Origin of the sequence: Pseudomonas sp. 2995-3, assembly GCF_002742565.1 — a bacterium.
Taxonomy (GTDB): domain Bacteria; phylum Pseudomonadota; class Gammaproteobacteria; order Pseudomonadales; family Pseudomonadaceae; genus Aquipseudomonas; species Aquipseudomonas edaphica.
In genome coordinates this window covers 238,837-255,741 of the sequence record NZ_LJSB01000223.1, presented here as the reverse complement: position 1 = coordinate 255,741, position 16,905 = coordinate 238,837, and the positions used below count along the sequence as shown (strand labels likewise).

Annotated in this window: 15 protein-coding genes and 1 pseudogene; 14 read left to right on the top strand and 2 right to left on the bottom strand. The window is 60.1% G+C overall.

Annotated features, from left to right (window positions below; translation table 11 throughout):
- Positions 1–85 precede the first annotated feature (85 nt).
- A complete protein-coding gene (locus AOA62_RS22145) occupies positions 86–943 on the top strand; it encodes a glucose 1-dehydrogenase (protein WP_099549754.1) in 858 nt (285 codons plus the stop codon).
- Positions 944–1,071: 128 nt separating this feature from the next.
- Here AOA62_RS22145 and xerC read toward each other — a convergent pair whose 3' ends face one another.
- Positions 1,072–1,986: a tyrosine recombinase XerC gene (gene xerC / locus AOA62_RS22140; protein ID WP_099549753.1), complete on the bottom strand. Its 915-nt coding sequence runs from the start codon at positions 1,984–1,986 to the stop codon at positions 1,072–1,074.
- Between the two features lie 121 nt (positions 1,987–2,107).
- Positions 2,108–2,926: a M949_RS01915 family surface polysaccharide biosynthesis protein gene (locus AOA62_RS22135; protein ID WP_099549752.1), complete on the bottom strand. Its 819-nt coding sequence runs from the start codon at positions 2,924–2,926 to the stop codon at positions 2,108–2,110.
- 468 nt (positions 2,927–3,394) lie between these two features.
- Between AOA62_RS22135 and arnC the strand changes: the two genes are divergently transcribed.
- The 13 genes and pseudogenes from arnC to AOA62_RS22075 form a co-directional block, all read left to right on the top strand.
- Complete coding sequence (gene arnC, locus AOA62_RS22130) at positions 3,395–4,429, top strand: undecaprenyl-phosphate 4-deoxy-4-formamido-L-arabinose transferase (RefSeq protein WP_099549751.1); 1,035 nt, start codon at positions 3,395–3,397, stop codon at positions 4,427–4,429.
- Positions 4,426–6,417, top strand: a complete 1,992-nt coding sequence (gene arnA / locus AOA62_RS22125) for a bifunctional UDP-4-amino-4-deoxy-L-arabinose formyltransferase/UDP-glucuronic acid oxidase ArnA (protein WP_017135715.1) — start codon at positions 4,426–4,428, stop codon at positions 6,415–6,417. The genes arnC and arnA overlap by 4 nt, the downstream gene beginning before the upstream one ends.
- A complete protein-coding gene (gene arnD, locus AOA62_RS22120) occupies positions 6,417–7,301 on the top strand; it encodes a 4-deoxy-4-formamido-L-arabinose-phosphoundecaprenol deformylase (RefSeq protein WP_099549750.1) in 885 nt (294 codons plus the stop codon). Before arnA ends, arnD begins: the two co-directional genes overlap by 1 nt.
- A complete protein-coding gene (arnT, locus tag AOA62_RS22115) occupies positions 7,298–8,953 on the top strand; it encodes a lipid IV(A) 4-amino-4-deoxy-L-arabinosyltransferase (RefSeq protein ID WP_017135716.1) in 1,656 nt (551 codons plus the stop codon). Before arnD ends, arnT begins: the two co-directional genes overlap by 4 nt.
- The gene (gene arnE, locus AOA62_RS22110; protein WP_017135717.1) at positions 8,950–9,297 is read left to right on the top strand and encodes a 4-amino-4-deoxy-L-arabinose-phosphoundecaprenol flippase subunit ArnE; all 348 of its coding nucleotides are present in this window, start codon (positions 8,950–8,952) and stop codon (positions 9,295–9,297) included. The genes arnT and arnE overlap by 4 nt, the downstream gene beginning before the upstream one ends.
- Complete coding sequence (gene arnF, locus AOA62_RS22105) at positions 9,294–9,707, top strand: 4-amino-4-deoxy-L-arabinose-phosphoundecaprenol flippase subunit ArnF (RefSeq protein WP_017135718.1); 414 nt, start codon at positions 9,294–9,296, stop codon at positions 9,705–9,707. The genes arnE and arnF overlap by 4 nt, the downstream gene beginning before the upstream one ends.
- Complete coding sequence (locus AOA62_RS22100; protein WP_017135719.1) at positions 9,704–11,083, top strand: UDP-glucose/GDP-mannose dehydrogenase family protein; 1,380 nt, start codon at positions 9,704–9,706, stop codon at positions 11,081–11,083. Before arnF ends, AOA62_RS22100 begins: the two co-directional genes overlap by 4 nt.
- A 4-nt stretch (positions 11,084–11,087) precedes the next feature.
- Positions 11,088–12,710 (top strand): glycosyltransferase family 39 protein, encoded by a 1,623-nt coding sequence (locus AOA62_RS22095; RefSeq protein ID WP_099549749.1) that lies wholly within the window; start codon positions 11,088–11,090, stop codon positions 12,708–12,710.
- 267 nt (positions 12,711–12,977) lie between these two features.
- Positions 12,978–13,166 carry a type VI secretion system contractile sheath small subunit gene (locus AOA62_RS31535; RefSeq protein ID WP_256349256.1) on the top strand — a complete coding sequence of 63 codons (189 nt, stop codon included), beginning with the start codon at positions 12,978–12,980 and terminating at the stop codon, positions 13,164–13,166.
- A 164-nt stretch (positions 13,167–13,330) separates the two neighbouring features.
- Complete coding sequence (locus AOA62_RS22090; protein WP_099549748.1) at positions 13,331–14,044, top strand: HPP family protein; 714 nt, start codon at positions 13,331–13,333, stop codon at positions 14,042–14,044.
- A gap of 117 nt (positions 14,045–14,161) precedes the next feature.
- Entirely contained in the window at positions 14,162–15,265 is a 1,104-nt protein-coding gene (locus AOA62_RS22085; protein WP_099549747.1) for an enoyl-CoA hydratase/isomerase family protein, read from the top strand.
- A gap of 3 nt (positions 15,266–15,268) precedes the next feature.
- Complete coding sequence (locus tag AOA62_RS22080; protein ID WP_099549746.1) at positions 15,269–16,420, top strand: acyl-CoA dehydrogenase family protein; 1,152 nt, start codon at positions 15,269–15,271, stop codon at positions 16,418–16,420.
- Positions 16,421–16,524: 104 nt separating this feature from the next.
- A pseudogene (locus AOA62_RS22075) lies at positions 16,525–16,869 on the top strand (acyl-CoA dehydrogenase family protein); the annotation flags it as partial.
- Between the last annotated feature and the right edge of the window lie 36 nt (positions 16,870–16,905).

Below are 16,905 nucleotides of genomic sequence, written 5' to 3'. Positions count from 1 at the left end.
CGGGGGCGTGGCCCATCCATTACAACTATCGCGGGCGGCAAAACACCTAACTCCATAGCACCTTTGACGTTCTATGGAGTTAGACATGACCGACTACCCTCGCCCACCCTTCGCGCCTCAAGCCCAGTCCGTACCGGGCACCCAGAAGAAAATGGACCCGTACCCCGACTGCGGCGAGAAGAGCTACAAAGGCTCCGGCCGGTTGGCCAACAAGATCGCCCTGATCACCGGCGCCGACAGCGGTATTGGCCGCGCGGTGGCGATCGCCTTTGCCCGTGAGGGCGCCGACGTAGCCATCGCGTACCTGGATGAGCATGAAGACGCCCAGGAAACCGCACGCTGGGTCGAAGAAGCGGGCCGTCAATGCCTGTTGTTGCCGGGCGATATCGCGCAAAAAACCAACTGCCAGGCGCTGGTGGACAAGACCGTCGAGCAGTTTGGCCGCATCGATGTGCTGGTCAACAACGCCGCGTTCCAGATGACCCACGAAACCCTCGAAGAGATCGAGGATGAAGAATGGGTCAAGACCTTCGATATCAACATCACCGCGATGTTTCGAATCTGCAAGGCGGCCCTGCCGCATATGAAAGCCGGCAGCTCGATCATCAACACCAGTTCGGTCAATTCCGATATGCCCAAGCCAACCCTGCTGGCCTACGCCGCCACCAAAGGCGCGATTGCCAACTTCACCGGTGGCCTGGCGCAGTTGCTGGGTGACAAGGGTATTCGCGTCAACAGTGTGGCACCAGGGCCGATCTGGACGCCGCTGATTGTAGCGACCATGCCCGACAAGGATGTGCAGAGCTTTGGCTGCGAAACACCGCTCGGGCGGCCAGGCCAGCCTGTAGAGGTGGCACCGATCTATGTGCTGCTGGCCTCAGACGAAGCCAGCTATATCTCCGGCTCGCGGTACGCGGTCACTGGCGGCAAACCGATTCTCTAAACCTCACATAGCCCTAATGTGTGGGCTTGCCCGCGATTGCGGTGTATCAGGCAGTCAATCTGTCACTGACACACCGCAATCGCGAGCAAGCTCGCTCCCACAGTTTTAATCAGTGTCTGACCTGGAAGCTACAAATCAAACCTGTCCACCGCCCGGCGCCGCTCGTTGTCATCGCGCACGTCATAACTGGCGGTGGTCTGGATATTGGTGTGATGCGCCAGTTTCTGCGCAATCGACAGGTCGTGTTCTTCAATCACCCGCGTGATGAACGAGCGTCGGAAGTCATGGGGCATGATCTTCACGCCCACCTGCTCACCGCGTTGACGGGCGATGTAGTAAATCGCGTGCTTGGTGATGCGTTCACGGGTGATATGGCTGCCACGGCGAATACGATTGAACAGGAAGCTATCGTCCTGCTCACCTTCCTTGAGCTGCTCGCGACGAAACGCCAGCCAGGCCTGCAATTTGTCGAACGCCCAGGCTGGGGCGTACTTGATCAGTTCTTTGTTGCCTTTGCCAATCACACGCAAGCTGCGTTCATCGAAGTTGATCTGCGCCAGGTCCAGGTTGACCGACTCCGACTTGCGCATGCCTGAACCATACAAAATGCCGATCACGGCGGCATCCCGCAGGCCTTGAGGGCGTGGGTCGGCGGCACAGACTTCCATCATTTCGCGGATCAGGGTGCGGCGCAGGTTACGGCCCTGGCTGAGGCGTGTGCCCGGCGTGGCCTTGACCGAGCGCATCTTCAACAGGTGGTCCTGGCTGATCAGGCTCATTCGCCAGGCCTCGTTCATCACCCCGCGTACCGCATTCACATACAGCGAAGAAGTGTTCGGCGCGCAGCCGTCCTCGCGCAATGCGCCGACCAGCGCAATCACCTGTTCGGGTTGCAGCAGGTGCCAGTCGATCTCTTCCAGGTTGATATCTTCATAGCCCAGGCGGTCGGCGGCATCTTGCAGCACGTAGCGCATCGTCAGTTGGCTGGAGGGCGCCAAGCGGGTGAGGTAAAGGGTCAGTGGGTTGCGGATAGACTCAGTCAAGGTAGATCAGCCTTTGGATTAAATACCTCATTCAAGCCTTTGTTTAATCGAGGTATTTAGTGAATTGGCGGAGGTCGAGTCTAACTCAGGACCGGGCTTGGCACCAAATCACGGCACAACATCACGGCGCCGATTCGTCGTCCTCGGTCGGGTTTTCAGCCTGAGGTTGCGCCTGGGATTGGCTCCAGTCGGCATCCTGTTTGTGCATCAGTGCAAACCAGTGCTGACGCATGAACGCCAGGTAGCTGTCCGGCGCTTTGGCAAAGTCGCTTTCATCGCCATAACAGCCCGGCAGCGGCAACTCGGTGCCCTGCTCCTTGTACTGGCTGACCAGTGCCTGCTGTGCGGCAACGCTGCAGTCAGTAGGCAGCGGCATACCTCGCAGGGCACCGGCATCCTCGTCCCACCAGCTTGCACCGACGCGATCGACACCGCGCAGGCGGTACTTCTGGGACTTGCCGACATGCATGATCAGCTTGAACTCACGCGGGCTGACATCGCTGGTGCAGGTGCGCGAGTAACCCACCGTGGCCTGGGTAATGCCATCGCCGGCAAGGTCAGTGACCTTGGTTGCCGCCATATCAAAACGCAGCCCTGCATCGAATTCGCAATGCTGCACATCGTCATAGAGCATCCAGACACGCTTGGGGCGGTCGCCGCCGAGCAAATACTGGGCCGCGTAGACAAATGCCGACTGGGTACCGTCGTCATCACGCTCGCTGACTTGCTCGGCGAGTACCAGCAAGTTCTTGCCTTGGTGGTCGTCCCAGGTATAGGCCGCGACCTGTTTGCCGCGCACTTCCACGCCGTCCGGCACCTGCTCGATGCTGGTAAGCGCCACGCCATCGTCGGCTCGAACGGTGGTGACACAGGCCACCACCATCAACAAGCCCATCAATGCAGGCCGCAACTGGCCGTGCAAAATCCGCACACTATTCATCCGAGTACCCTGGCAAGAGATGGCTTACTTTACCGGCACTTGAGGGCCATTGCAGAGAAGTTTGTTGAATTACCTTGCGCGCCTGCGCAGCGGTGCAGAATCCGTCGCGGTTTTGCCTGCAGAACCAATCCCCAGGCGCTTCAGCGGTTTAGCTGAACCCGACCTGTCTACCTGTCAAATAAACGAGTTTTTCATCCGCCTTTCATATTCGTTCAACAATTTTCCGCTTAATCTTGACCGCAGGACTTGAGAACGAACCGCGTCTTCCCCGACTAACCTGTTGATTACGCTTTACCTTTCATAGTTTTCGTCTTTACTCTGCTAGCCCATGGAAGAAACCGTTGCTCGTCCTCAGGAAAGTCGAACGAATGCCGCACACCCACGCTACATTTAATCGGCCGGCGTTGTTGCCGACTGATTACTGCTGTTTTCACGCTCCAATTGTTCTAGCCCCGAGGTCATGAATCTTTGAAACCCTACCCTATTCATTGCGTGTCGATCGTTATCCCGGTCTACAACGAACAAGAGAGCCTGCCTGAATTGCTGCGTCGCACGACTGCAGCTTGCAAGCAATTGGCTTACGAATACGAAATCATCCTGGTGGATGACGGTAGCCGCGACAACTCGGCCCAATTGCTGGAAGACGCTGCCGCAGAAGACGGCAGCAACGTGGTGGCGGTGATCCTCAACCGCAACTATGGCCAGCATGCCGCGATCATGGCCGGCTTCGAGCAGTGCCGTGGCGAGGTGGTCATCACCCTTGACGCCGACCTGCAGAACCCGCCCGAAGAAATCCCGCGGCTGGTCGAGCAAGCCGCCCTGGGCTACGACGTCGTCGCCACTGTGCGTAACAACCGTCAGGATTCGGCCTTCCGCCGCTGGCCTTCGCGCCTGATCAACCTGGCCGTGCAACGCTCCACCGGCGTGGCCATGACCGATTACGGCTGCATGTTGCGTGCTTACCGACGCACCATCGTCGACGCGATGCTGGCCTGCCGCGAGCGCAGCACCTTTATTCCGATTCTGGCCAACGGCTTTGCCCGGCACACCACCGAGATCCTGGTGCACCACGCCGAGCGTGAGCATGGCGAGTCCAAATACAGCGCCATGCGCCTGATCAGCCTGATGTTCGACCTGCTGACCTGCATGACCACCACCCCGCTGCGTCTGCTGAGCATCGTCGGCTTCAGCCTCGCGGCACTGGGCATGCTGTTTGCCTTTGCGCTGGTGTTCCTGCGCTTGGTCTTCGGCGCCGAATGGGCCGGTTCAGGCATGTTCGTGCTGTTCGCGGTGCTGTTTGTGTTCACCGGCGGCCAATTCATCGGCATGGGCCTCTTGGGTGAATACCTGGGCCGCATGTACAGTGACGTGCGTGCCCGTCCACGGTTCTTTATTGAAAAGGTGCTGCGTAACCAACCCGCAGAGCCGGCTCCGGTCGTCGTGGTCGACGGCCTTACAACTTCCCACTCTCCTACTTCTCCTTCCGATCAGGTTTCGTCATGAATTCAAAAGCTGTTGTCTTCGCTTACCACGATATTGGCTGTGCAGGTATTGAAGCCCTGCTGACCGCCGGCTACGACATTGCTGCCGTGTTCACCCATGCCGACGACCCCAAGGAAAACAATTTCTACGGCTCCGTCGCCCAACTCTGCGCACGCAACGGCATCCCGGTACATGCTCCGGAAGACGCCAACCACCCGCTGTGGATCGAGCGTATTGCCAAGCTGAACCCGGATTTCATCTTCTCGTTCTACTACCGCAACCTGCTGAGCGAAGCCCTGCTGGCCACTGCCAAAAAAGGCGCGTTCAACCTGCACGGTTCCTTGCTGCCTAAATACCGTGGCCGCGCTCCGGCCAACTGGGTGCTGGTCAACGGCGAAACCGAAACCGGCGTGACCCTGCACCGCATGGTCAAGCGTGCCGATGCCGGCGCGATCCTGGCCCAGCAAAAAGTCATTATCGACCGCACCGACACCGGCCTGACCCTGCACGCCAAACTGCGTGATGCGGCCACCAACTTGCTGCGTGATGCCCTGCCACAGCTGGCCCAAGGCAAATTGGCCGAAACGGCCCAGAACGAAAGCCAGGCCACCTACTTCGGTCGCCGCACTGCCGCTGACGGCAAGCTGGACTGGAAAAAACCGGCTGAAGAGCTGTTCAACCTGGTTCGTGCCGTGACCCAACCGTACCCAGGCGCATTCTGCGCTGTCGGCGAGCACAAACTCATCGTTTGGCAAGCTGAAGTGGTCAAGGGCAACGAAGGCCTGGCGCCAGGCCGTGTGATCAGCGTCAACCCGCTGCGCATCGCCTGCGGTGAAGATTCCCTGGTGGTCAAGTTCGGCCAGCGCAACGAAAACGGCCTGTACCTGGCCGGCCCTTCCCTGGCTGACGAACTGGGCCTGGTCGACGGTTCCGTGCTGCGCGGCGCCGAGTCCGGCCGCAAGCCACGTCGCACTCGTGTACTGATCCTGGGTGTGAACGGCTTTATCGGTAACCACCTGTCCGAGCGCCTGCTGCGTGACGACCGTTATGAAATCTACGGCCTGGACATCGGCTCCGACGCCATTGAGCGCCTGCGCAGCCACCCGAACTTCCACTACGTGGAAGGCGACATCAGCATCCACTCCGAGTGGATCGAGTACCACATCAAGAAGTGCGACGTGGTCCTGCCGCTGGTGGCCATCGCTACGCCAATCGAATACACCCGTAACCCGCTGCGCGTATTCGAACTCGACTTCGAAGAGAACCTGAAACTGGTTCGCTACTGCGTCAAGTACAACAAGCGCGTGATCTTCCCGTCGACCTCCGAAGTCTATGGCATGTGCCAGGACCAGTACTTCGACGAAGACACCTCCAATCTGGTGGTTGGCCCGGTCAACAAGCAGCGCTGGATCTACTCGGTCTCCAAGCAACTGCTGGACCGCGTGATCTGGGCTTACGGCGACAAGGGCCTGAACTTCACCCTGTTCCGTCCGTTCAACTGGATGGGCCCGCGCCTTGACCGTCTGGACTCGGCACGTATCGGCAGCTCCCGTGCCATCACCCAGCTGATCCTGAACCTGGTGGAAGGTACCCCGATCCGCCTGTTCGACGGTGGTGAGCAGAAGCGTTGCTTCACCGACATCGCCGACGGCATCGAAGCACTGGCACGCATCATTGATAACGACAACGATATCTGCAACGGCCAGATCATCAACATCGGCAACCCGGAAAACGAAGCCAGCATCCGTCAGCTGGGCGAAGAACTGCTGCGTCAGTTCGAAGCTCACCCGCTGCGCAGCAACTTCCCTCCGTTCGCCGGTTTCCGCGACGTAGAAAGCAAGGCGTTCTACGGTACCGGTTACCAGGACGTGGCGCACCGCAAGCCAAGCATCGAAAACGCCAAGCGCCTGTTGAACTGGGAGCCAACCGTTGAGATGAGCGAAACCATCGGCAACACATTGGACTTCTTCCTCAAAGAAGCCATGCTCGAAATCGCGGACAAGAAGTAATGCAGGCAGGCTTGCGAATCGACGTCGACACCTACCGTGGCACCCGTGAGGGCGTGCCGCGGTTGCTCGAATCCCTGGATGAAGCCGGGGTAAAAGCGACGTTCTTCTTCAGCGTCGGGCCGGACAACATGGGGCGCCACTTGTGGCGCCTTATCCGCCCGCAATTTCTGTGGAAGATGCTGCGTTCCAATGCTGCCGGCCTCTATGGCTGGGACATCTTGCTGGCCGGCACCGCCTGGCCAGGCAAGCCGATCGGCCGTGACCTGGGGCACTTGATGCGCCAGGCCAAGGCCGCCGGCCATGAAGTCGGCCTGCACGCATGGGACCATCACGGCTGGCAAGCCAACACCGGGCGCTGGAGCGACGCACAGCTGGTCGAGCAGATCCGTCGAGGCGTGGACACCCTGAGCGACATCCTGGGTGAGCGCATCGACTGTTCCGCAGCCGCCGGCTGGCGTGCCGATGAGCGCGTGGTGCAAGCCAAGCAAGGTTTCAACTTTCGCTACAACAGTGATTGCCGGGGCACCAGCCTGTTTCGCCCAACCCTGGCCGATGGCAGTGCGGGCACCCCACAAATTCCGGTAGACCTGCCGACCTTCGACGAAGTCGTCGGGCCGGTGGTGGCTGCCAAAGATTTCAACGGCTTCATTCTTGACCGGTTCGCCGAGTCGAAGCTGAACGTCTATACGATCCACGCAGAAGTAGAAGGGATTCTGATGGCTGAAGATTTTCGCCAACTGCTCGCCCAGGCCGGGCAGCGCGGCATTGACTTCAAACCCTTGGGCGACCTGTTGCCCGCGGATGTGACCACCCTGCCCCAGCAACAGCTGGTACGCGGCGCGCTCAGCGGCCGCGAGGGTTGGCTCGGAGTACAGCAGGCATGATCCGGCGCTGGGCATTGCCCCTGCTCCTGTTGGCGTTTGCTGTGTTCTACCTGTTGCCACTGGCCAGCCATGGCCTGTGGATCCCGGATGAAACCCGTTACGCGCAGATCAGCCAGGAAATGCTGCTGACCGGCAAATGGGCCTCGCCGCACTTCATGGGTATCCGTTACTTCGAAAAACCCGCTGCCGGCTACTGGATGATCGCGCTGGGCCAGGCGATTTTCGGGCAGAACCTGTTCGGCGTGCGCTTTGCGTCGGCCTTGAGCACCGGGCTGAGCATCCTGCTGGTCTATCTGGTCTCGCGCCGGCTGTGGAACAACCCGCAAAAAAGCCTGGTCAGCAGCGTGCTGTACATGAGCTTTGTCAGCGTGGCGCTGCTTGGTGGTTACGCCAACCTGGACCCGCAGTTCACCTTCTGGGTCAACCTCACCGGCGTTGCGCTGTGGTTCTGCTTCGACAGCACCACGCGCAACGGCCGCTTGGGGTCTTGGGCCTTGCTCGGCTTTGCCTGCGGCATGGGCTTCATGACCAAAGGGTTTCTTGCCTGGCTGCTGCCAGTGTTGATCGCCCTGCCCTACGCTATTTGGCAGAAACGCTTTCGTGAATTGCTTGGCTATGGTGTGGTCGCTGTGGCCGTTGCAATTATCGTCAGCCTGCCGTGGGCACTCGCCGTGCACCTGCAAGAGCCGGACTACTGGAACTTCTTCTTCTGGCATGAGCACATCCAACGCTTTGCCGGCGATGACGCCCAGCATGCCGAGCCGTTCTGGTTCTACCTGCCGCTGATGGTTGCGTTCTCGTTGCCATGGATCGCCCTGCTGCCGTCCACGGTCAAACAGGCCTGGCTGGAAAAGCGCCTGCCCAAGACCGCGTTCCTGCTGCTGTGGCTGTTGATGCCTCTGGCGTTCTTCAGTTTGGCCAAAGGCAAGCTGCCGTCCTATGTCATGCCGTGCCTGCTGCCCTTGGCCCTGTTGATGGGCTCGACGCTAAGCGACAAGTTGGCCAAGGGCCATGGCCGCGCCTTGCGCATCAACGGCTGGTTGAACCTGGCTATCGGTATCGTGGCGTTGCTGGCCATCAGTTGGTTCCAATTGAAAAAACCGGTGTATGAGCCGGGTCAGGAGACTTTCAGCCTGGTGCTGGTGTTTACGTTCCTGTTCGGCTGGATCGTGGTCAACCTGCTGCAAGCTGCACGCCCATTGAAGCTATGGGCTGCGCCGGCCATCGGCAGTTGGTTGCTGGTGGCCCTGGTGCCGGCTGCCCTTCCGCATTCGGTGGTTTATAACAAGACCCCGGACCAGTTCATTATCGACCATTTGCCCGAACTGCAACCCACCGCGGCACTGCTCAGCAATGACCTTGGCGCTGCCTCGGCGCTGTCGTGGCGCCTGGGCCGCCCGGACGTTGCGCTGTACAACACGGTCGGTGAAGTGAAGTACGGCATTGCCTATCCAGACACTGCGTATCGCAAGATCGGCACCGCCGACGTCCAGCAATGGATGAGCGAGGCGCGTAAAAAAGGCTCGGTTGGCGTCGTCATGCGGGTCAAGGGCGACGATGAAGTGGCCGAAGTGAACCTGCTGCCCCAAGACGGCAAGCGCTATGAGCAAGGCAATATCGTCATCCTGATCTTCCCACAGGCTGCGCAATGATCACCTTGCTTCTCCTGTTGAGCGCCTGTCTGCTCACCTGCATGGGCCAGGTTTCGCAAAAGTTTGCGGTAGAAAGCTGGCGTGACCAGCCCGACGGTTGGGCGCCGAAACTGCGCTCGCCGTGGCTGTGGTCGGCGCTGGTGTGCCTGGGCCTTGGCCTGCTGGTATGGCTGCTGGTGTTGCAGCGCCTGGAAGTGGGCATCGCCTACCCCATGCTCAGCCTCAATTTTGTGCTGGTGACACTGATGGCGCGGTTTGTCTTCCATGAGCAGATCGATGGCCGTCATTGGCTGGGTGTAGCGCTGGTGATTGGTGGCGTTGTGCTGCTAGGTCGTCACGTATGAGCCGCACACAAGGGTTTGCCCTGGCCTTGGGCAGTGTTGGCCTGGTCAGTGCTGCTCAATTGGGCATGCGCTGGAGCATGACGCGCCTGCCGTTGCCCACTGAGTGGCTCAATGCGTTTAACAGTCAATCGATTGATCTTGGCGCCCTGGGCGTGGTGATCCTGGCGATCATCGCCTATGCGCTGTCGATGCTGTGCTGGCTCGGCGCGCTCAAGCACTTGCCCCTGGGCCGCGCCTATTCGCTGCTAAGCATCAGCTACGCGCTGGTGTACCTGCTGGCGGCCAGCCTGCCGGTGTTCAACGAACATTTTTCGCTTTCAAAAACCCTGGGGGTGGCCTTGGTCATTCTCGGTGTTCTGGTTATTAACTCTCGTCGTGCTAGCGTTGCAAGCCCCAGGAATGCCCCATGAAAATCAGTGTATTTGGTAGCGGTTACGTCGGTCTGGTACAGGCCACCGTATTGGCCGAAGTCGGTCACGATGTGATCTGCATGGACGTGGACAAGAGCAAAGTCGAGTCGCTGCAAAAAGGCCACGTGACCATCTTCGAGCCAGGCCTGGCTGCGATGGTCAAGGAAAACCTGGAAAGCGGGCGCCTGCACTTTACCTATGATGAAAAACTCGCCGTAGAGCACGGTGAGGTGCTGTTTATCGCCGTGGGCACGCCGTCGGACGAAGACGGCTCGGCCGACCTCAAGTACGTGCTTTCGGTGGGCGATGCCGTATCCCGCCATCGCGTGGAACCGGTGATCCTGGTGGAAAAATCCACCGTGCCGGTCGGTACGGGCGACACCCTGCGTGCCCATATCGAAAAAAACCTGCACATTGCCGGTCGCCACCTGGAGTTCGATATCGTCTCCAACCCCGAATTCCTCAAGGAAGGCTCGGCCGTTGCCGACTGCCGCCGCCCGGACCGCATCATCATCGGCTGTGAACGCGAAGAAGTGCGCGAAGTGATGCGTGATTTGTACGCGCCGTTCAACCGCAACCATGACCGCATCATCTTCATGGACCTGCGCAGCGCCGAACTGACCAAGTACGCCGCCAACTGCATGCTGGCCACCAAGATCAGCTTCATCAACCAGATCGCCGAGTTGGCCGAACACTTGGGCGCCGACATCGAAGCCGTGCGTTTGGGCATTGGCGCCGACTCACGCATCGGCTACCACTTCATCTACCCGGGCTGCGGCTACGGCGGTTCGTGCTTCCCCAAAGACATGCGCGCCCTGATCCACAGCGCCAAGGAAGCCAACTGCTCCAGCGACCTGCTCGAAGCGGTCGAAGCGATCAACCAGCGCCAGAAGAGCAAGCTGTTCGAGCGTATCAATGCGTATTTCAAAGGCGAACTGCAAGGCAAGACCTTCGCCTTGTGGGGCCTGGCCTTCAAGCCCAACACCGATGACATGCGCGATGCCCCAAGCCGCGTGCTGATGGAAGCCCTGTGGGCGGCCGGCGCCAATGTCCGTGCGTTCGACCCCGAAGCCATGCAGGAAACCCAGCGCATCTACGGTGACGAGTCGCGTCTGACCCTGCTGGGCACGCCGGAATCGGCCTTGAGCGGCGCCGATGCGTTGATCGTGTGCACCGAGTGGCAGCAATTCAAGGCGCCGGATTTCGAACTGATCCACGCCCGCCTGAAAAACCCGGTGATCTTCGACGGTCGGAACCTGTACGACGGCGAGCGCCTGGCGCGCAAGGGCTTCAAATATTTCCCGATGGGCCGTGGCGACTCCTGCGAGCTGCCGATTCCACAGCAAAACTGGGTAGCGCCAGCCAAGGAAGACTAAAGACGTGAACAAAGCTCAATCGCCGCTGCTTACAGCAACGATCCGCAATCAGTCGCTGGGGCTCGGGCTCCTGGCGCTGGTGCTGTTTATTGTCGGCAACTGGCACCAGGCAATCATCGGCTTTGACTCGCGTTTCGTGGTGTTTGCCCAGGAAATGCTGCGCCATGGACCGAGTTTTTTCCCCACCACCTATGGCCAGCCTTACGCGGACTACCTGGCGACCTCGACCCTGCTGACCTGGCTGTTGTCCCTGCCGTTTGGCGAGGTCAGCAGCCTCACCGCGTGGTTGCCCACCTCCATCGCCTCGGCGGTGATCGTGGTGCTGGTGTATCGCCTTACGGCGCCCTACTCCACGCGCTGGGGTTTGCTCAGCATCGCGATGCTGCTGCTCAGCAGCACCTTCATCAGCGAAACCCGCGCGGTGTCGCTGGACCAGATGCTCGCGGCCATCGCCTTGACCGTGTTCTATCTGGGCTATGCCCATGACCACTTCGGGGCAGCCAAACGCTTGCATTGGCTGTTTTTGCTGCTGATCCTGGGCTTTGCGGTGCGTGGGCCAATCGGCCTGGTGATCCCCACTGGCGTGCTGTGCAGCTATTACCTGATCAACCGCCAATGGCGCCAACTGTTCACCTTCGGCTTTATCGCGCTGGCAGTGCTGGCGGCGTGTGTCGGCCTGTTGTTGCTGCTGGCCAAGCTCAGTGGTGGCGAAGACTTCATGCAGGACGTGATCCGCATGCAGTTCCTGGGGCGTATGGACGGCACCGAAGGTTCCAGCGGGGTTTTGTATTACTTCACCAGTTCCATGGGCAACTACGCGCTGGCTTATCCGCTGGCGTTGCTGGTGCTCCTGGCAATCGCCATCGGCGGTCGTCGGTCACCCGACCCGGCACTGAAACTGGTGCTGTATTGCGCGGCGGCAGGTTTGCTGGTGATGCTCGGCCTGTCGGTCCCTCAGGCGAAGAAGGCACGTTACATCCTGCCGATGCTGCCCATGGCGGCGATCATTGCGGCCTACCCGTTCCAGGTCACCCAGGGGCGGCTGTTCGCCTGGCTGCGCGGCTTGATGCTGGGCATCTGGACGCTGCTGCCGGCGCTGCTGGTGATCGGGCTGGTGGTGGCGCGCAAGCGTTACCCGGCACAGCTGGACAACCTGGGCGTGGTCTTCGGCGTGCTTGGCGTGCTGCAAATAGTGTCGCTGCTGTCACTGCTCAAGGCGCGTCTACGCCCGCTGGGGTCGGCACTCGCGGCGGTGCTGGCGCTCTGGTCGACCTACATTGTGGTGGTCGAGCCATTGGAGCGTACGCTTTACGACACCCGCACATTCAGCCTTGGCGTCAAAGAACAGATCATGCAGCAACCGGCCCCCGTGGTGCTGCATGGCTTGGGCAAAGATGCAAAAGCCATCAAGTTCATGGTCAACTTCAACTGCGATAAGGTGCCGCTGTTTACCCAGTCGGCTGCAGACCTGACGCCACTGCAAGGTCCGGCATGGCTGGTAATGAGCACGAAAGACTTCGAAAATCTGCAGGATCCGCGCTTGCGTTCGATCACCCCGACACTCACCGGGGAGTTCGACAAAGACCCGTATGTGTTGCTCCATCTAGAGAAAGTCAGCGCGCCGTAATTACGCTGACAGTGGTCTGACGGAAACAGCGCCCACTCCTTCAAGAGTGGGCGTTTTTCGTTATGACTGCCCGGAAAGCCCCTACATGGCTATGCGTAAACGCTGGCGCACTTTGCCTTTCGATGCCCGGAACCCAAATGTAGACTCCTTTGTCATGTGCGTTAACTATCTACTACCGGGCGCCGTCAGCCTTCCACGCACACAGACCTGCTTGATCAAAAGGGCAATGCCGTGCCAGAAGACCTGTTGCTTATCCCTGCGCCGAGGCTGGATCGCTTGATGGCGTTGCGCGATGCCTTGGTGGCATTGAAGGGGCCTTTGGCCGACGACCCTGCCTTGCGAGAGAACCTGCAAAGGCAGCTGTTCAACGAAGAGGCTGATAGCCGCGTGCTCGGACGCATCAGCACGCCGCTGCCGCAACCGACGCATCGCATCACCTATGACGAGGGTCACTAACTGCATTATTTTTGCATTTAACCCTCATTAATATGCATTGGCGCCATGGCATCAAGCTCGGCACACTGCACAGGTTCCTCCCCCAAATGTTGGAACGTTCAAAGGGCTTATCCGGGCAACCAGGCGAGCCTTTTTTTTCGTCTGCTGCTTTATGGATCGTGTCGATGCTCGCTCGCTGGTTACCCGCTGCAATCAATACCCGCCCCGTCGAATGGAGCCGCGCCGCCATTGGCATGGCCTTGGGCACGCTATTGAGTGTCTGGGTGTGTGCCCAGGTATTCGGTATGGAAGTCGCCTTGCACCTGCTCGGCCCGCTGGGGGCATCGGCGGTTTTGCTGTTTGCCGTGTCCTCCGGTGCGTTGGCACAGCCCTGGTCGATTATCGGCAGCTACTTGTGCGCTGCCGTTGTGGCTCTGCTGGTGGCGCGGGTGCTTGGCCGCACGCTGGGCAGCGCATGCCTGGCTGCGGGCATGACCGTCGTGTTGATTTGCTGGCTGCGCTGCCTGCCCCCGCCCGCCGGTGGCTTGGCCATGACGCTGGTGCTCGCCGATCCGGCCTCTATCGCCCTGGGTTGGCAGGAAGTGGGGCCGGTGATGCTCGGGGCTGGCGCGCTGCTGGCCGGTGCGCTGGCCTATAACAACGTGACACGCACGCGTTACCCCAAAGGCGCGATCGAATCGCCCGCCGTGGTCCTGGGCAGCACAGCGCCGGTGACAGATGCCGCCATCACGGCAGCCGATCTGAAACTGGCCCTGGCCGAGATGGAACGGTTCTTTGATGTGGAGCCGACGGAGTTGGAGCAACTGATTCATGCGGCTGAAGGGCATGCCCGGCGCCGCAGCATCGGTGAAGTGCTGGGTGGCCGCAGCGCTGCATAAATGCAAAAACGACCTGCATGATTCCGGGTTGTACTGGGCAAATTTGCACTGGTACGATCGCGAGATAGTTCGTGCGCGAACATCTTGATAAAGAACAATAAAAGCAGGGAGTTAGTGATGACTGCTCAGGTTTCATCCGAAGCAAGCCACACCAGGATTCTTCAGGGCGAGGTGCTGGCCGAAGTCCGTAACCATATTGGCCACCTCACCCTCAACCGCCCCGCTGGCTTGAATGCCATCACTCTGGAGATGGTCCGCAGCCTGACCACACAACTGCTGGCTTGGGAGAGCGATCCGCAGGTGTATGCCGTGGTCCTGCGCGGTGCCGGTGAAAAAGCGTTCTGCGCCGGTGGCGACATTCGCTCTCTCTACGACAGCTTCAAGCAGGGCGACAGCCTGCACCAGGACTTCTTCGTCGAGGAATACGCCCTCGACCTGGCAATTCACCATTACCACAAGCCCGTGCTGGCCCTGATGGACGGCTTTGTCCTCGGCGGTGGCATGGGCCTGGTGCAAGGCGCCGACTTGCGTGTGGTGACCGAGCGCAGCCGCCTGGCGATGCCGGAAGTGGCCATTGGTTATTTCCCGGACGTAGGTGGCAGCTATTTCCTCTCGCGCATCCCTGGCGAGCTGGGGGTTTACCTTGGGGTCACCGGCGTGCAGATTCGCGCCGCCGATGCGCTGTACTGCGGGCTGGCGGACTGGTGTATCGACAGCGCGAAACTCGCCGAACTCGACCAGAAGCTCGACCACCTGCAATGGCAGGATTCGCCGCTCAAGGACCTTCAGGGCGTATTGGCAAAACTTGCGGTACAACAATTGCCCGATGCCCCGCTGGCCGCGCTACGCCCGGTGATCGACCACTTCTTTGCGTTGCCGGATGTGCCGAGCATGGTCGAGCAACTGCAGCAAGTCACTGTCGCCGACAGCCACGAATGGGCGCTCAGCACCGCCGCCCTGATGCAGACCCGCTCGCCGCTGGCAATGGCCGTTACCCTGCAGATGCTGCGCCGTGGCCGGCGCTTGTCGCTGGAGCAGTGCTTCGCATTGGAATTGCACCTGGATCGCCAGTGGTTCGAACGCGGCGACCTGATCGAAGGCGTTCGCGCGTTGATTATCGACAAGGATAAAACCCCGCATTGGAACCCCGCGACGATCCATGAGTTGGACGCCAGCCATGTCGAGAGCTTCTTCAGTGACTTCAAGCAGAGTGGGAAATAAGCCATGCAAGATATTGAATACACTGAAGAACAAGTGATGATTCGCGACATGGCGCGCGACTTTGCCCGTGGCGAAATCGCCCCGCATGCGCAAGCCTGGGAAAAAGCCGGCTGGATCGATGACGCCCTGGTCGCGAAGATGGGCGAACTCGGCTTGCTGGGCATGGTGGTGCCGGAAGAATGGGGCGGCACCTATGTCGACTACGTGGCGTATGCCCTGGCGGTCGAGGAGATTTCCGCCGGTGATGGCGCCACCGGCGCACTCATGAGTATCCATAATTCAGTCGGTTGCGGGCCAATCCTCAACTACGGCACCGATGCGCAGAAACACACCTGGCTGGCTGACCTGGCCAGCGGCCAGGCCATTGGTTGCTTCTGCCTCACCGAGCCTCAGGCCGGTTCCGAAGCCCATAACCTGCGCACCCGCGCCGAGCTGCGCGACGGCCAGTGGGTGATCACCGGTGCCAAGCAGTTCGTCAGCAATGGCAAGCGCGCCAAGTTGGCCATTGTGTTTGCGGTGACGGACCCGGAACTGGGCAAGAAAGGTATTTCTGCCTTCCTGGTGCCCACTGACACACCAGGCTTTGTGGTCGACCGTACCGAACACAAGATGGGCATTCGTGCCTCGGACACCTGCGCCGTCACGCTGAACCAGTGCACAGTACCCGAAGCCAACCTGTTGGGTGAACGCGGCAAGGGCCTGGCCATCGCCCTGTCCAACCTCGAGGGTGGACGCATCGGCATTGCCGCCCAAGCGTTGGGCATCGCCCGTGCAGCCTTTGAGGCGGCGCTGGCGTATGCGCGTGATCGGGTGCAATTCAACAAGGCGATTATCGAGCACCAAAGCATTGCCAACCTGCTGGCCGACATGCAGACCCAGCTCAATGCCGCCCGGTTGTTGATCCTGCATGCCGCACGCCTGCGCAGCGCAGGCAAGCCGTGCCTGTCGGAAGCCTCCCAGGCCAAGCTGTTTGCTTCGGAGATGGCCGAAAAGGTCTGCTCCTCGGCGATGCAGGTCCATGGCGGGTATGGGTATCTTGAGGACTACCCGGTGGAGCGCTACTACCGGGATGCGCGGATTACGCAGATTTACGAAGGCACCAGCGAGATTCAGCGGATGGTGATTGCCAGGGAGCTGAAGAACTACCAGCTCTGACTGCCAGTTGCTCGTTCCCACGCTCTGCGTGGGAACGCATCCGGTGACGCTCTGCGTCACGCCTCAAGCGCTGACGCAGAGCGTCAAGGGCGGCATTCCCACGCAGAGCGTGGGAACGAGCATTCATTGAGCACCAAAGCATTGCCAACCTGCTGGCCGACATGCAGACCCAGCTCAATGCCGCCCGCCTGCTGATCCTGCACGCCGCACGCCTGCGCAGCGCCGGCAAGCCGTGCCTGTCGGAAGCCTCCCAGGCCAAGCTGTTTGCTTCGGAGATGGCCGAAAAGGTCTGCTCCTCGGCGATGCAGGTCCATGGCGGGTATGGGTATCTTGAGGACTACCCGGTGGAGCGCTAATACCGGGATGCGCGGATTACGCAGATTTACGAAGGCACCAGCGAGATTCAGCGGATGGTGATTGCCAGGGAGCTGAAGAACTACCAGCTCTAAAAGCCACACAAGACCAATGTGGGAGCTGGCTTGTCG

What these genes read in the sequence shown, in the direction of transcription:
- AOA62_RS22145 (WP_099549754.1), top strand. Translation starts at nt 86, where the DNA reads ATGACCGACTACCCTCGCCCACCCTTCGCGCCTCAAGCCCAGTCCGTA.
- AOA62_RS22135 (WP_099549752.1), bottom strand. Translation starts at nt 2,926, where the DNA reads ATGAATAGTGTGCGGATTTTGCACGGCCAGTTGCGGCCTGCATTGATG.
- arnA (WP_017135715.1), top strand. Translation starts at nt 4,426, where the DNA reads ATGAATTCAAAAGCTGTTGTCTTCGCTTACCACGATATTGGCTGTGCA.
- arnD (WP_099549750.1), top strand. Translation starts at nt 6,417, where the DNA reads ATGCAGGCAGGCTTGCGAATCGACGTCGACACCTACCGTGGCACCCGT.
- arnT (WP_017135716.1), top strand. Translation starts at nt 7,298, where the DNA reads ATGATCCGGCGCTGGGCATTGCCCCTGCTCCTGTTGGCGTTTGCTGTG.
- arnE (WP_017135717.1), top strand. Translation starts at nt 8,950, where the DNA reads ATGATCACCTTGCTTCTCCTGTTGAGCGCCTGTCTGCTCACCTGCATG.
- arnF (WP_017135718.1), top strand. Translation starts at nt 9,294, where the DNA reads ATGAGCCGCACACAAGGGTTTGCCCTGGCCTTGGGCAGTGTTGGCCTG.
- AOA62_RS22100 (WP_017135719.1), top strand. Translation starts at nt 9,704, where the DNA reads ATGAAAATCAGTGTATTTGGTAGCGGTTACGTCGGTCTGGTACAGGCC.
- AOA62_RS22090 (WP_099549748.1), top strand. Translation starts at nt 13,331, where the DNA reads ATGCTCGCTCGCTGGTTACCCGCTGCAATCAATACCCGCCCCGTCGAA.
- AOA62_RS22085 (WP_099549747.1), top strand. Translation starts at nt 14,162, where the DNA reads ATGACTGCTCAGGTTTCATCCGAAGCAAGCCACACCAGGATTCTTCAG.
- AOA62_RS22080 (WP_099549746.1), top strand. Translation starts at nt 15,269, where the DNA reads ATGCAAGATATTGAATACACTGAAGAACAAGTGATGATTCGCGACATG.